Below are 14712 nucleotides of genomic sequence, written 5' to 3'. Positions count from 1 at the left end.
AGGCAAACTAACAGGCCTGCCACCATGACCAATACCACTCACTTCGGTTACAAAACCGTCGCGGAAGACGACAAAGTCCGCGAAGTCGCCAAGGTTTTCCATTCTGTCGCCGCCAAGTACGACATCATGAACGACGTCATGTCCGGTGGCCTGCACCGCATCTGGAAGATCTTCACGATCGCCAATGCCGGCGTGCGTCCGGGCTTCAAATGCCTCGATATCGCCGGCGGCACGGGCGACCTGGCCAAGGCGTTTGCCAAGCAGGCCGGCCCTACCGGCGAAGTCTGGCTCACCGACATCAACGAATCGATGCTCCGCGTGGGGCGCGATCGCCTCTTGAACCGCGGCCTGTTGACCCCCACCTTGCTGTGCGATGCCGAGAAGCTGCCGTTCCCCGATAACTATTTCGACCGCGTCAGCGTGGCCTTCGGCCTGCGCAACATGACGCACAAGGACCAGGCGCTGGCGGAAATGCGCCGCGTACTGAAACCGGGCGGCAAGTTGCTGGTGCTGGAATTCTCGAAAGTGATCGAGCCGCTGCAAAAGCCGTACGACCTGTATTCGTTCAAGGTGCTGCCGTGGATGGGCCAGAAGATCGCCGGCGATGCCGAAAGCTATCGCTACCTGGCCGAATCGATCCGCATGCATCCCGACCAGGAAACCCTGAAGACCATGATGGAAACGGCGGGCCTGGAAAGCGTCAAGTATTACAACCTGACGGCCGGCGTGGCCGCGTTGCACACCGGCATTAAGCTGTAACTAAGCCTGTCCAGCCCCTTTGCAGGTAAGCTGGCGGCTCGAAGGACACCGGGCCGCCCGCGCGTCGCGTACAAAACGACGCGCACCACAACAGGCTCCGGGTCCCCGCAACGAGCAATTACTTTGTAGGGTAGAGACCATGACTGTTAAAAAATTCCTGATGACCGCCGTGCTGGCCGTCTCCGTCTTCTCGATGGTGTCCGAAGCCATCGCTCGCCCTGCCGGGGGTGGCCGTTCGATCGGTCGCCAGTCGCAAAACGTCCAGCGCATGCCGCCGGCCGCAGCTCCTCAGCAGGCTCCGCAAGGCGCGCAGCGCCAGGCGCCAGCCGCCACGCCCAACGCCGCCACGCCGCCAAAACCGGCCAGCCCATGGAAAGGTATCCTGGGCGGCGCGCTGCTGGGCCTGGGCCTGGGCGCACTGTTCTCGCACCTGGGCTTGAGTGGCGCGCTGGGCAGCGCCATCGGCACCATCCTGATGCTGGCGTTGTTGGCCGGCGCGGTATTCTTCATCGTGCGCATGATCCGCCGTAAATCGCAGCCGCAACCGGCGCCTTCGGCGTTCGGCGGTAACGGCGGCGGCTTCGGCGGCAATGGTGGTAACAGTGGCTATAACGACAACGTCAAGCCGTTCACGCCAGCCCAGCAGCCTGCGCAATTCAATAGCGGCAACACCACGCCGGAAATCGGTTCGGGCCTGGCATCGGGCCAGAACTACCAGTACCAGCCTGCTGCCGTGCCCGCGCATCAGAAATGGGGCGTGCCGGCGGACTTCGACGAAGCGTCGTTCCTGCGTGTCGCAAAAGGCAATTTCATCCGCCTGCAAGCAGCCTGGGACAAGGGCGATACCAACGATATCCGCGAATTCACCACGCCGGAAGTGTTTGCCGAAATGCGTTTGCAACTGTCCGAGCGCACCCAGGCCGATTACACCGACGTGGTCAGCCTCGAAGCCGAACTGCTGGGCATTGAGACCACCGCGACCGACTACCTGGCCAGCGTACGCTTTACGGGCATGGTCAAGCCGGCCCGCGATGCACTGGCCGAGCCGCTCAACGAAGTGTGGAACCTGAGCAAGCCCGTGTCGGGTTCGGCCGGCTGGCTGCTGGCAGGTATTCAACAGGTGGCCTGAACCGTGGGTTTCCCCGCAAAATGGTAAGATCAAAACCGCCCGCAGATGGGCGGTTTTGTTTTGTGGCCCTGTTTTGATAGCGTACCGAATGACGATCCCCAATCCCAGTGTTCTTTCTGCCGCCGTGCCCGCCAGCGCCGTGATCAACCACCTGCTGGCCCAGGAGCCGTGGGCGCGCCGCGAGTTGCAGCGCCATGCCGGCAAGGTGGCCGCCATCGACGCCGGCGTGGCAAGCCTGCGCCTGCGCGTGACCGCCGACGGCCTGCTCGAAGCGGCCCCGGTCGAAGAGGTGGCCAGCGTGACCATCCGCGTGAAACCCACCGACCTGCCGCTGATCGTGCAGGACCGCGCACGGGCGTTTTCCTATGTGCGCATCGAGGGCGATGCCGAGTTCGCCAACGCGCTGTCGAGCCTGAGCCAGTCGCTGCGCTGGGAGGCCGAGGTGGACCTGGAAAAGCTGGTGGGGCCGCTGGCGGCCAACCGCCTGGCGGCAGGTGCGCGCGATGTGCTCAAGGCGGTGAAAAACGGTCACCAGAAACTGGCTGAAAACGTCGCCGAATACCTGCTCGACGAAAAACAATTGCTGGTGCGCCCGCACGCGGTGGAAGAATTATCGGCCGACGTCACGCGCCTGCGCGACGACGTCGAGCGCGCTGCCAAGCGCCTGGCCAAACTGGAACAGAAACTGGGAACCCAATGATTTTGAAATTACTCCGCTTCCTGAAGATCATGCGGGTGGCGATCAAGTACGGCCTCGACGAAATAGCGATTTCCGGCTTCAAGGTGCCGCGCACGGCGCGGTTCATCGACACCGTGATTTTCTGGCGCGACCTGTCTTCCCCGCGCGGCGTGCGCCTGCGCCTGGCGCTGGAAGACCTGGGCCCGATCTTCATCAAGTTCGGCCAGGTGCTCTCCACCCGCAGCGACCTGATTCCCCCCGATATCGCCGTCGAACTGGCGCGCCTGCAAGACCGGGTGCCGCCGTTCGATTCCGATATCGCCATTGCGCAAATCCACAAGTCGCTCGGCGCCCACCCGGACCAGCTGTTCGCCTCGTTCGAGCGCACGCCGGTGGCCTCGGCCTCAATTGCCCAGGTACACTTTGCGACGCTCAAGGATGGCAAGCAGGTGGCAGTCAAGGTGCTGCGCCCGGGCATGAAAAAGACCATCGACGAGGATGTGGCGCTGATGCAGATCGCCGCCGACCTGGCCAGCCGCCTGTGGGCCGACAGCAAGCGCCTGAAACCGAAAGAGGTGGTGGCCGAGTTCGACAAATACCTGCACGATGAGCTGGACCTGATGCGCGAGGCCGCCAACGCCAGCCAGCTGCGCCGCAACTTTGCCGATTCCAATCTGCTGCTGGTGCCGGAAATGCACTGGGACTACTGCTCGAGCAATGTGATCGTGATGGAGCGCATGCACGGCATCCCGGTCTCGCAGATCGACCGCCTGGCTGCGGCCGGCGTGGACCTGAAAAAGCTGTCGAGCGACGGCGTGGAGATTTTCTTCACCCAGGTGTTCCGCGACGGTTTCTTCCATGCGGATATGCACCCCGGTAACATCCTGGTCTCGATCGAACCGGAAACGTTCGGCCGCTACATCGCGCTCGACTTCGGCATCGTCGGCACGCTGACCGATTACGACAAGGATTATTTGTCGCAAAACTTCCTGGCCTTCTTCCGCCGCGACTACAAGCGCGTGGCCGAGGCCCACATCGAATCGGGCTGGGCGCCCAAGGAAACCCGCGTCGATGAGCTCGAAGCTGCCGTGCGCGCCTGCTGCGAGCCGATTTTTGATCGCCCGCTGAAAGATATCTCGTTCGGCCAGATCCTGCTGCGCCTGTTCCAGACGTCGCGCCGCTTCAACGTGGAAGTGCAGCCGCAACTGGTGCTGCTGCAAAAGACGCTGCTCAATATCGAGGGTCTCGGCCGCCAGCTCGACCCCGACCTCGACCTGTGGAAAACCGCCAAGCCGTACCTGGAAAACTGGATGGCCGAGCAAGTCGGCTGGCAGGGCCTGTACCAGAAGCTCAAGGCCGAGGCGCCGCGCTATGCCCAGATCTTCCCGCAACTGCCGCGCCTGCTGCACCGGGCGCTGGAACAGCAGGGCGAGCGTCCCAGCGACAATACCGAGCTGCTCAAGGTGCTGATCCACGAACAGCAGCGCACCAACCGCCTGCTCAGTGGCGCGGCCTGGACCGTTACCCTGGTGGTGCTGGCGCTGGTATCCTACGAGTTCTGGCCCCATTTCATGCCGCAATAAGGTGATGCAACCAGCATGACGGACTTTGCCCAGCGCGATCCCCTGTCGCCAGCGTTCTGGGATGAACGCTTCGAGCGCCGTTTCACGCCCTGGGACCGGGGCGCCGCACCGCAAGCCCTGCACGATTTCGTCGCTGCCAACGCGCCGATGGCCGCGCTGATTCCCGGCTGCGGCGCCGGCCACGAGCTGGTACTGCTGCGCAACGCCGGCTGGAACGCCACCGCCATCGATTTTTCGCCGGCCGCCGTCGCTGCCGCCAAGGTGGTGACAGGCAGCCATGGTCAGCACGTGGTGCAGGCGGATTTTTTCACGTGGGAGCCACCACAGACACTGCAACTGATTTACGAGCAGGCTTTTTTATGCGCGATGCCGCCGGCCATGTGGCCGCAAGTGGCCGCGCGCTGGGCGCAGTTGTTACCGGCGGGCGCGCTGCTGGCTGGTTATTTCTTTTTTGACGGCAGGCCGAAAGGTCCGCCATTCGGCATCGGCCGCACCGCGCTGGACGCGCTGTTGCAGGCCGATTTCGCCTGCGAAGCGGACGAGGCCGTCAGTGATTCTATTGCTGTGTTTGCAGGCAGGGAGCGCTGGATGGTGTGGCGCCGGCGTTGAGCAACGGACGCTTGCCGGGTAGTTTACGGCGGCTGGCGCAGGCATGTCCCGCGACCAGCGCCAGTGCGCACAAGACGATCGAACGGCGGTGCAACGGTTCGCTGGGGGACTCGGCAACGAACTTGCTCTGTGCAAAGGCAGGAGAGAACAGGGTAGTGGCCAACAGGCCGGCAAAGACGTACTTTTTCATGTGTTTCCCAATCAAGAGATGTAAGCGTCGACGGCTGGACGGCAAGGCGCGCAACGATTCAGGGATTGGGAAATCAGCGCATGAGGGTGGATTAGACCATGAATTTAAACCGCTGGCGAATAGCTTTTTTCAATGAAAGCGATTAACTATTCGCCACCGGCTGACCTTGGCCGCAGGAAACAGGAGTAGGGCGCCCAAAAGGCTTTATAATTCAGGGTTTTGATGATTTTTGCGGAGTAATAGATGCCGATCTACGCTTACCGCTGCGAGGCATGTGGTTTTGCCAAGGATGTCTTGCAGAAGATTTCCGACCCGCAGCTGACTGTTTGCCCAGAATGTGGCAAGGACTCGTTCAAGAAACAACTGACCGCCGCCGGCTTCCAGCTCAAGGGCTCGGGTTGGTATGTGACCGATTTCCGTGGGGGCACGCCGCCAGCCACCGGCGTGTCCAGCCCGTCGGGCGCGATCGCCTCGTCGGCGCCGGCCAAGTCGGAGGCGCCCGCTGCGGCACCGGCGGCGGCTGCGGCGCCTTCCAGCACCACCAAGGGGGATTGATCCCGTGAGCAGAGCAACCGATGCGTAAATATTTCATTACCGGGCTGCTGATCCTGGTGCCGCTGGCGATTACCGCCTGGGTGCTGAACCTGGTGATCAGCACCATGGACCAGTCGCTGCTGTTCGTGCCGCACCGCTGGCAGCCGCGTACCTTGTTCGGTTTCGACATCCCGGGCCTGGGCACCTTGCTGACCGTGGTGATCGTGTTCCTGACCGGCCTGCTGACCAACAACCTGGTCGGTAACTACGTGTTGCGCGTGTGGGAAAAGCTGCTCAAGCGCATCCCGCTGGTGAACTCGCTGTATTCGAGCGTCAAGCAGGTGTCCGACACCTTGCTGTCGTCGTCCGGCAACGCGTTCCGCAAGGCGGTGATGATTCCGTACCCGCACCAGAATTCGTACACCATCGCTTTCCTCACGGGCACGCCTGGCGGCGACGTGAAAAATCACCTGGTGGGCGACTACGTGAGTGTGTACGTGCCCACCACGCCCAACCCGACGTCGGGATTTTTCCTGATGATGGCGCGCAAGGATGTGGTCGAGCTCGACATGACCGTCGATGCCGCCCTGAAATACATCGTCTCGATGGGCGTGGTGGCGCCGGAAGATGTTCCGCAAGCCATCGCCCTGCCGGACCGCATCACCAAGTAAAAGATACAGCCGAACTCTCTGAGTAATTTAACCTGAACCGAGAAATAATCATGTCCTCAATGCGTACTCACTACTGCGGCCTCACCACTGAAGCGCTGCTTGGCCAAACCGTCAGCCTGTGCGGCTGGGTACACCGTCGCCGCGACCACGGCGGCGTGATCTTCATCGACCTGCGCGACCGCGAAGGCCTGGTGCAGATCGTCTGCAATCCGGAACAAGCCGAAGTGTTCAAGGCCGCCGAAGCCGTACGTAACGAGTTCTGCCTGCGCGTGACCGGCGTGGTCAAGGACCGCCTGGCTGGCACCGTCAACAACAACCTCAAGTCCGGCAAGATCGAAGTCGTTTGCGCCGAACTGGAAGTGCTGAACCCTTCCGTGGCCGTGCCGTTCCAGCTCGACGACGACAACCTGTCCGAAACCACCCGCCTGACCCACCGCGTGCTGGACCTGCGTCGCCCGCAGATGCAAAACAACCTGCGCCTGCGTTACAAGGTAACGATGGAAGTGCGCAAGTATTTGGACGACCTGGGCTTCATCGACATCGAAACCCCGATGCTGACCAAGTCCACGCCTGAAGGCGCACGCGACTACCTGGTGCCATCGCGCGTGAACGCCGGCAGCTTCTTCGCGCTGCCGCAGTCGCCGCAGCTGTTCAAACAGCTGCTGATGGTCGCCAACTTCGACCGTTACTACCAGATCACCAAGTGCTTCCGCGACGAAGACCTGCGCGCCGACCGCCAGCCTGAATTCACCCAGATCGACTGCGAAACCTCGTTCCTGACCGAACAGGAGATCCGCGACCTGTTCGAAGACATGATCCGCAAGGTGTTCACCAACACCATGGGCGTTGAACTGCCTAACCCGTTCCCGGTGATGAACTTCTCCGAAGCGATGGGCAAATACGGTTCGGACAAGCCGGACATGCGCGTCAAACTGGAATTCACCGAACTGACTGAAGTGGTCAAAAACGTCGAATTCAAGATCTTCAACAGCGCCGCCAACCTGCCTAACGGCCGCGTAGTGGGCATGCGCGTACCGCAAGGCGGTTCGATGCCGCGTTCGGAAATCGACGCGTACACCCAGTTCGTCGCCATCTACGGCGCGCGTGGCCTGGCGTACATCAAGGTCAACGAAAAAGCCAAGGGCCGCGACGGTCTGCAGTCGCCGATCGTCAAGAGCATCGACGACGAAACCCTGGCCAAGATCCTGGAACTGACGGGCGCGCAAGACGGCGACCTGATCTTCTTCGGTGCGGACAAGGCCAAGGTCGTCAACGACGCCATCGGCGCGCTGCGCGTGAAAATCGGCCACTCGGAATTCGGCAAGAACGCCGGCCTGTTCGACGACGTCTGGTCGCCGCTGTGGGTGATCGACTTCCCGATGTTCGAATACGACGAAGAATCGGACCGCTGGACCGCCACCCACCACCCGTTCACCGCGCCAAAAGACGGCCACGAAGACTGGCTCGAAACCAACCCGGGCGCCTGCATTGCCAAGGCCTACGACATGGTCCTGAACGGCTGGGAACTGGGCGGCGGTTCGATCCGTATCCACCGCGAAGAAGTGCAGTCGAAAGTCTTCCGCGCGCTGAAAATCGATGCCGACGAAGCGCGCCTGAAGTTCGGCTTCCTGCTCGACGCACTGCAATACGGCGCGCCACCGCACGGCGGCCTGGCCTTCGGCCTGGACCGTATCGTCACGCTGATGACCAAGTCCGATTCGATCCGCGACGTGATCGCCTTCCCGAAAACCCAGCGCGCCCAGGATCTGCTGACCCAGGCACCGTCGGAAGTCGACGAGAAGCAATTGAAAGAACTGCACATCCGTTTGCGTGCGGCGGAGCCGAAGGTCGCTAGCTGATTTTAGTTAGCCTTCTGGCATAATGAAAAGGCGCCCGGGATACCGAGGCGCCTTTTCTTTTGCCCTGAACATGAAGCCCTACAAGATCCCCGAATCCGTCCTGGTCGTAATCCACACCGCCGACCTGCAAGTGCTGCTCATCGAACGCGCCGACCGTCCCGGTTTCTGGCAATCTGTCACCGGCTCGATCGATGTGATTGGCGAGCCGTTCATCGAGGCCGCTGCGCGCGAACTGTTCGAGGAAACCGGCATCGTGGCCGACGGCAAACGCATCGTGCTGCGCGACTGGCAACTGTCGAATATCTACACCATCTACCCCGAATGGCGCCACCGCTACGCACCGGGAGTAGTCGAAAACACCGAGCACATCTTCAGCGTGGAAGTCCCGCGCGACACGCCGGTCACGCTGTCGCCACGCGAGCACATCAACCACGCCTGGCTGCCCCACCTGGAGGCGGCCGACAAGTGTTTTTCGTCTTCGAATGCGGAGGCGATCCTGCTGCTGCCACGGCACTTGGGGTAGCTCTGCTCGATTGATCTACCGCAGTCCCCGGCTGTGCACCCAAGCTACTCTGCATTAACCTGGTTGCTTAAATTAACCAACTGGGTTAATCTTCGATCCAGCTTGGGACAATCGCCATGACCAGCTACAGTATTCCGACACACGACCTCTCGCGCATGATTGCGCTGATAAAACAGGGGCAGTTCCGCACGACTCACGTGGCGCGCGTTGGCGCCGTCGCTCTGGGACTCGACCTAGCCGGCCTGATTGACGTCGTGGTGGATCTGCCAGCCAGGGGCCGGTTTTACAAGACCATGGAGTCGCTCAAAAACCCGGGACACTGGATGGATGTCTACCACACCAGAACGTCGGCGGGAGATCCGGTCTATCTCAAGCTGATGATACAAAACGGCGTATTGATCGTCTCTTTCAAGGAGTTATAGCGATGAAATGCGAAAACTGCGGCGCGTCCGCACTGGTGCACGATGTGCGCGACGTGCCTTATACGTACAAGGGCGAAACCACGATCCTGCCGCAGGTAGAAGGGGATTTCTGCTCCGTCTGCGATGAATCCGTGCTCGGTCCGCAAGAGTCCCGGCGCACGATGGACCTGATGCTGGCCTTTAACAAGCAAGTCAATGCGGCGGCGGTCGATCCGCAATTCATCGTCAGCGTGCGCAAGAAACTCAATCTCGACCAGCGCCAGGCTGGCGAGATTTTCGGCGGTGGTGTCAATGCATTTTCGCGCTATGAGCTGGGCAAAACCAGGCCGCCACTGGCCACCGTCAAACTGCTGAAGCTCTTGAACAATCACCCGGAGTTGTTGCAGGAAGTGGCGGCAGCGTAACGAAGTTGTACCCTTGTTCGCCGGAAAATTGGTATGTGCGGCGGCGAACGTACAGCGTCGCGGACTCAGGGTTACAATGTTTCCATGAAAATCCGTGTTGCCACATATAACATCCATAAAGGGGTGTCCTCGATCCGGGCCGAGCCGCGTGTTCTGGCGCTCAAGCAGGCTATCGGCATGTTCGACGCCGACGTGGTGTTTCTGCAGGAGGTCCAGGGCAAGCATGACCTGAAGGCGGCCAAGTACGGCGCCGAGCACCTCGGCACCAAGCACTGGCCCGCCGCGTCGCAGCACGAATACTTTGCCGGCGAATCGCGCCACCTGCACGCGGCTTACGGCATGAACGCGGTGTACGATCACGGCCACCACGGCAATGCGCTGCTCAGTGCCTTCCCGATCGCCAATATGGCCAATCACGATGTGTCCGACCACGCGTATGAACAGCGCGGCATTCTGCACTGCGTACTCAATACCCCGCACGGCATCGTCCACTGCTACGTGGTGCACCTGGGCTTGTTCGAGGCCGGGCGCCGGCGCCAGACCCAGGCCCTGATTTCCGCCGTGCGCGCGTCGGCGCCCGATGGCGAACCGGTGATCATTGCCGGCGATTTCAACGACTGGCGCAACACCCTCAGCGCCGAACTGCGCAATGCGCTCGGCGTGGTGGAGGCGTTCGACCAGCTTGGCGGTCCGCCATCCGCGCTCAGCGACATCATGCGGACACTGCGCCGCAAATCGTCCGTCAATCCGGCCCGCACCTTCCCGTCGGCGCTGCCGTTTTTCCGCCTCGATCGGATTTACGTGCGCGGCTTCAAGGTCGATACGGCCGAGGTCTTGCACGGGTCGCTGTGGGCCAAGCTGTCGGATCACGCGCCGATTGTCGCGTCGCTATCACTTGGATAGCAGCCTGTCGGACCCGGGATCGTCAGCTGCAAAAATACCTGGATCGGTCCATATTTCGCCGCTTTCTCGGCCCATAGCCTGCTATGGGCACTGCGAAATCGACAAAAATCTGGCCTCGACCAGCTATTTTTTCGCTCTGACTCCCCAAGTCCGACAGGCTGCTAGAATGGAACCATGGGCACCTCTGTCAACTTCCTCGCCGATAACGAAGTCAAGCTCCTGCATACCGGCACGGATTATTTTCCCGCGCTCATTGCAGCGATCGACAACGCCCGTCACGAAATCTATTTCGAAACTTATATCTTCGCCCCTGACGACACCGGCCAGCGCGTGATGGCAGCCTTGATCGGCGCCGCCCAGCGCGGCATTCACGTGCGCATGATCACCGACTGGTGGGGCACGGGCCGGCGCCAGGTCAACAGCATGCACGAGAAGCTGGTGGCTGGCGGTGTCGAACACCGCGTGTTCAATCCGTGGTTCAAGCGCGGCGTCACGCGCACCCATCGCAAGATTTGCGTGGTCGATCGCGAGGTGGCGCTGGTCGGCGGCATCAACATCAACGACGACATGTTCTGCGACTACAACCACGCGATTCCACTCGATTTTCCGCGCTGGGATTTCGCGGTGCAAGTGTGCGGGCCGCTGGTGGCGTCGGTGCAAAAAGAGCAGGAAACCCAGTGGCGCCGGCTGGGCAAGATGAACCTCATCAAGCGCATCAGCCTGTATCGCGACATGCGCAAGGTGAATAAGGCTGCCGCCGAGAACATGGTGCAGGCCGGCTTCGTGGTGCGCGACAACCTGCGCAACCGCAGCACCATCCAGCGCGCGTACTTGCAGGCGCTGGGCCGCGCGCGTAAAAGCGTGCTGCTGGCCAATCCGTATTTCGCGCCGGGGCGCAAGTTTCGCCGCGCGCTGGCCGCTGCCGCCGAACGCGGGGTCGATGTCACGCTGCTGATCGGCGTGGGCGAGATCTGGCTGCAGGATGCGGTCGCCCACTCGTTTTATCCGAAACTGCTGGCGGCCGGCGTCAAGATCGTCGAGTACCGCAAGACGCAATTGCACGCCAAGGTGGCCGTGATCGACGACGACTGGGCCACCGTGGGCTCGAGCAATGTCGATGGCCTGTCGCTGTTCCTGAACCAGGAAGCCAACGTGGTGATCAAGGATGCCGCATTTGCGCAGACCTTGCGCGCCCATATCGAGGACGCCGTCGCCGATGGCGTACCGATTGATTATGCCGACTTCGAACATGTCGGCCGTTTTCGCCGCATCGGTTACGAGATCGCGTTCGTGTTCTACCGGACCGTGATGCGCCTGTTCTCAGTAGGAAAATATGCATGAGTGATACCGTCAGACTCGACAAGTGGCTGTGGGCCGCGCGCTTCTTCAAAACTCGTACCCTGGCCACCGATGCCATCGACAGCGGCAAGGTCAAAGTCAACGGCGACAAGGTCAAACCGGCACGCAATGTGCACATCGGCGACCAGCTCGACATCGACAACGGCTCCGACCGCTGGGAAGTCGATGTGATGAATCTGTCCGACGTGCGCGCCGCCGCGCCGATCGCGCGCAACCTGTACGAAGAGACCGACGGGAGCGTACAGCGGCGGGCGCTGGTGGCGGAAAACCGCCGCCTGTTCCGCGAGCCGACCGCCGACTTCAAGGGCCGCCCGACCAAGCGCGACCGTCGCCAGCTCGGCAAATTGTAGGCTCAATTCCAGCCTGATGCGCGGGGCCGGACCGCGCGCAAGGCGCCACCCTGCAACAGATCACCGTTACGGGTGAGTGCACACGTCGCATATCCCCATGCTGCGCCGCAGCAATAGAACCTCGACTCTAAACGTAGCGTTTGACTTTTGTCACGCGCTGGATAATAGTACGAGCGTTCGCAATTCTTTTCACACGGAGTAAATTTAAGTGGCGCAGAATACTTTGCTCCACGGCCAAATTCACCTCGGGATCCATTCTTATTAATACCTCAACTAAATTTATGCGCAAGGGCGAACTGACACGGGCGGCAATTCTCGACGTGGCGCTGGACCTGGCCAGCCGGGACGGGCTGGAAGGCCTGACCATCGGCCTGCTCGCGGACAAGATGAACATGAGCAAGTCCGGCGTGTTCGCCCATTTCGGCTCGCGCGAGGATTTGCAGTTGGAAGTGCTCAAGCTGTACCACCATCGTTTCGAGCAGGAAGTGTTTTTCCCCAGCGTCAAAGAGCCGCGCGGCATCTTGCGCTTGCGCTCGATGTTTGCGCGCTGGGTCAAGCGCGTGAGCGTGGAAGTGGCGTCGGGCTGTATCTATATCAGCGGCGCGGTCGAGTACGACGATCGCCCGGGCCCGATCCGCGAAGAGTTGATGGCCATGGTCGGCGCCTGGCAGGCCGCGCTGTTGCGCTGCGTGCAGCAATGTATCGAAGTGGGCGACTTGAAAGCCGACAGCGATGCGCGCCAGATGGTCTACGAGATGTACGGCCTGATCCTGGCACTGCACCACGATGCGCGCTTCCTGCGCATCCCCGGCAGCCTGGAACGGGCCGGTAATGGATTTGAACGTTTGATCGTGTCGTACAAGAATTAGCAAGGCAGTTGGTAACACCTACGCAAGCCACCATTTTTGCAGTCAATAAAAGTCATCAGGAGAACACCATGGGTCAATACGTCGCGCCAATCCGGGATATGCAATTCGTGCTGCACGAACTGCTCAACGTGCAGGAAGAACTGAAAGCGTTGCCGGACTACGCCGAAATCGATGCCGACATCATCAACCAGGTACTGGAAGAAGGCGGCAAGTTCACGTCGGAAGTGCTGTTCCCGCTGAACCATTCGGGCGACCGCGAAGGTTGCAAGCTGGACGTGGCGACCAACTCCGTGACCACGCCAAAAGGTTTTAAAGAAGCCTACAAGCAGTACGTCGAGGGCGGCTGGGCGGCGCTGGCGTGCGATCCGGAATACGGCGGCCAGGGCCTGCCAGTACTGCTGAACAACTCGTTCTACGAAATGCTGAACTCGGCCAACCAGGCCTGGACCATGTACCCGGGCCTGTCGCACGGCGCCTACGAATGCCTGAAAGAACACGGCACCGACGAACAGAAATCGACCTACCTGCCGAAGCTGGTCTCGGGCGAATGGACCGGCACCATGTGCTTGACCGAACCGCACTGCGGCACCGACCTGGGCATGCTGCGCTCGAAAGCGCTGCCACAGGAAGACGGCTCGTGGCTGATCACCGGCAACAAGATCTTCATCTCGGCCGGCGAACACGACATGGCGGAAAACATCCTGCACCTGGTGCTGGCCCGCGTGCCGGATGCACCGGAAGGCTCGAAAGGCATTTCGCTGTTCCTGGTGCCGAAATTCCTGCCAAACGCCGACGGTACCGTTGGCGCGCGCAACCCGATCACCTGCGGCGCCATCGAAGAAAAAATGGGCATCCACGGCAACTCCACCTGCCAGATGAACCTGGACGGCGCGAAGGGCTGGATCATCGGCCAGCCGAACAAGGGCCTGAACGCCATGTTCGTGTTCATGAACGCGGCCCGCCTGGGCGTGGGCATGCAGTCGCTGGGCCTGACCGAAGTCGCGTACCAGAACGCGCTGGTCTATGCCAAGGACCGCATCCAGATGCGTTCGCTGTCGGGCGCCAAGTTCCCGGACAAGCCGGCCGATCCGATCATCGTGCACCCGGACGTGCGCCGCATGCTGCTTACCGCCAAGGCCTATGCCGAAGGTGGCCGCGCATTCACGTCGTACGTGGCGCTGCAGATCGACCGCGAACTGCACCACCCGGACGCCGACGTGCGCAAGGAAGCCGCCGACGAAGTCGCGCTGCTCACGCCTATCGTCAAAGCCTTCATCACTGACAACGGCTGGATCGCCACCTCGGAAGCGATGCAGGTATTCGGCGGCCACGGCTACATTGCCGAATGGGGCATGGAGCAGTACGTGCGCGACGCCCGCATCAACCTGATCTACGAAGGCACCAACACCATCCAGTCGCTGGACCTGCTGGGCCGCAAGATCCTCGGCGACAACGGCGCCAAGCTGCGCAAGTTCGGCGAAAAGATCAAGAATTTTGTTGAAGAAAACGGCACCGACGAAGCGCTGAGCGAATTCATCACCCCGCTGGGCGACCTCGGCGACAAGGTCACCAAGCTGACCATGGAAATCGGCATGAAAGCGTTCCAGAACCCGGACGAAGTCGGCGCTGCCTGCGTACCGTACCTGCGTGTGGTCGGTCACCTGGTGTACAGTTACTTCTTCGCGCAAATGGCCAAGATCGCACTGGCCAAGGAAGACAGCGGCGACAACTTCTACAAGGCAAAACTGGCCACGGCGCGCTTCTACTTCGCCCGCCTGCAACCGGAAACCGCCACCCTGATCCGCCAGGCCCGCTCGGGTTCCGCCAACCTGATGGCCCTCGACGCCGACCTGTTCTAAGAGAGGAACG

General features: G+C 61.3%; 17 protein-coding genes. 16 read left to right on the top strand and 1 reads right to left on the bottom strand.

Going from position 1 to position 14712, the window contains the following annotated elements:
• The first annotated feature begins 24 nt into the window (after positions 1 to 24).
• From ubiE to SR858_RS23755, 5 genes are all read left to right on the top strand, one after another.
• Positions 25 to 759: a bifunctional demethylmenaquinone methyltransferase/2-methoxy-6-polyprenyl-1,4-benzoquinol methylase UbiE gene (gene ubiE / locus SR858_RS23775; RefSeq protein WP_019923383.1), complete on the top strand. Its 735-nt coding sequence runs from the start codon at positions 25 to 27 to the stop codon at positions 757 to 759.
• Between the two features lie 139 nt (positions 760 to 898).
• The gene (locus SR858_RS23770) at positions 899 to 1888 is read left to right on the top strand and encodes a Tim44 domain-containing protein (protein WP_026637559.1); all 990 of its coding nucleotides are present in this window, start codon (positions 899 to 901) and stop codon (positions 1886 to 1888) included.
• Between the two features lie 88 nt (positions 1889 to 1976).
• Positions 1977 to 2588 (top strand): ubiquinone biosynthesis accessory factor UbiJ, encoded by a 612-nt coding sequence (locus SR858_RS23765; RefSeq protein ID WP_026637558.1) that lies wholly within the window; start codon positions 1977 to 1979, stop codon positions 2586 to 2588.
• The gene (ubiB, locus tag SR858_RS23760; protein WP_019923380.1) at positions 2585 to 4150 is read left to right on the top strand and encodes a ubiquinone biosynthesis regulatory protein kinase UbiB; all 1566 of its coding nucleotides are present in this window, start codon (positions 2585 to 2587) and stop codon (positions 4148 to 4150) included. Before SR858_RS23765 ends, ubiB begins: the two co-directional genes overlap by 4 nt.
• A gap of 15 nt (positions 4151 to 4165) precedes the next feature.
• Entirely contained in the window at positions 4166 to 4759 is a 594-nt protein-coding gene (locus tag SR858_RS23755) for a methyltransferase domain-containing protein (protein ID WP_019923379.1), read from the top strand.
• Here the strand turns inward: SR858_RS23755 and SR858_RS23750 are convergent.
• Positions 4707 to 4949 (bottom strand): hypothetical protein, encoded by a 243-nt coding sequence (locus SR858_RS23750; protein ID WP_154820002.1) that lies wholly within the window; start codon positions 4947 to 4949, stop codon positions 4707 to 4709. The genes SR858_RS23755 and SR858_RS23750 overlap by 53 nt on opposite strands.
• Before the next feature lie 243 nt (positions 4950 to 5192).
• On the opposite strand from SR858_RS23750, the gene SR858_RS23745 reads away from it, so the two are divergent.
• The 11 genes from SR858_RS23745 to SR858_RS23695 all read left to right on the top strand — a co-directional run bounded on the left by SR858_RS23745 (position 5193) and on the right by SR858_RS23695 (position 14702).
• Positions 5193 to 5504, top strand: a complete 312-nt coding sequence (locus SR858_RS23745; protein WP_019923378.1) for an FmdB family zinc ribbon protein — start codon at positions 5193 to 5195, stop codon at positions 5502 to 5504.
• Between the two features lie 20 nt (positions 5505 to 5524).
• The gene (locus SR858_RS23740; protein ID WP_019923377.1) at positions 5525 to 6154 is read left to right on the top strand and encodes a DUF502 domain-containing protein; all 630 of its coding nucleotides are present in this window, start codon (positions 5525 to 5527) and stop codon (positions 6152 to 6154) included.
• Between the two features lie 59 nt (positions 6155 to 6213).
• The gene (gene aspS / locus SR858_RS23735) at positions 6214 to 8013 is read left to right on the top strand and encodes an aspartate--tRNA ligase (RefSeq protein ID WP_019923376.1); all 1800 of its coding nucleotides are present in this window, start codon (positions 6214 to 6216) and stop codon (positions 8011 to 8013) included.
• A gap of 70 nt (positions 8014 to 8083) precedes the next feature.
• On the top strand, positions 8084 to 8536 hold the full coding sequence (gene nudB, locus SR858_RS23730; protein WP_019923375.1) for a dihydroneopterin triphosphate diphosphatase: 453 nt from the start codon (positions 8084 to 8086) through the stop codon (positions 8534 to 8536).
• Between the two features lie 116 nt (positions 8537 to 8652).
• Entirely contained in the window at positions 8653 to 8958 is a 306-nt protein-coding gene (locus SR858_RS23725; RefSeq protein ID WP_040378000.1) for a type II toxin-antitoxin system MqsR family toxin, read from the top strand.
• A gap of 2 nt (positions 8959 to 8960) precedes the next feature.
• A complete protein-coding gene (locus SR858_RS23720; protein ID WP_019923373.1) occupies positions 8961 to 9362 on the top strand; it encodes a type II toxin-antitoxin system MqsA family antitoxin in 402 nt (133 codons plus the stop codon).
• 84 nt (positions 9363 to 9446) lie between these two features.
• Positions 9447 to 10265 (top strand): endonuclease/exonuclease/phosphatase family protein, encoded by an 819-nt coding sequence (locus tag SR858_RS23715; RefSeq protein ID WP_026637556.1) that lies wholly within the window; start codon positions 9447 to 9449, stop codon positions 10263 to 10265.
• A 174-nt stretch (positions 10266 to 10439) separates the two neighbouring features.
• Positions 10440 to 11606: a cardiolipin synthase ClsB gene (clsB, locus tag SR858_RS23710; protein ID WP_019923371.1), complete on the top strand. Its 1167-nt coding sequence runs from the start codon at positions 10440 to 10442 to the stop codon at positions 11604 to 11606.
• Positions 11603 to 11974 carry an RNA-binding S4 domain-containing protein gene (locus SR858_RS23705; protein WP_019923370.1) on the top strand — a complete coding sequence of 124 codons (372 nt, stop codon included), beginning with the start codon at positions 11603 to 11605 and terminating at the stop codon, positions 11972 to 11974. The genes clsB and SR858_RS23705 overlap by 4 nt, the downstream gene beginning before the upstream one ends.
• 281 nt (positions 11975 to 12255) lie before the next feature.
• Entirely contained in the window at positions 12256 to 12843 is a 588-nt protein-coding gene (locus tag SR858_RS23700) for a TetR/AcrR family transcriptional regulator (protein WP_019923369.1), read from the top strand.
• Between the two features lie 68 nt (positions 12844 to 12911).
• The gene (locus tag SR858_RS23695; protein ID WP_019923368.1) at positions 12912 to 14702 is read left to right on the top strand and encodes an acyl-CoA dehydrogenase C-terminal domain-containing protein; all 1791 of its coding nucleotides are present in this window, start codon (positions 12912 to 12914) and stop codon (positions 14700 to 14702) included.
• Positions 14703 to 14712: the final 10 nt, after the last annotated feature.

The organism is Duganella zoogloeoides (assembly GCF_034479515.1).
Taxonomy (GTDB): Bacteria; Pseudomonadota; Gammaproteobacteria; order Burkholderiales; family Burkholderiaceae_D; genus Rugamonas; species Rugamonas zoogloeoides.
The sequence above is the reverse complement of the archived record's forward strand: the minus strand, read 5'-3'. Positions and strand labels throughout refer to the sequence as shown.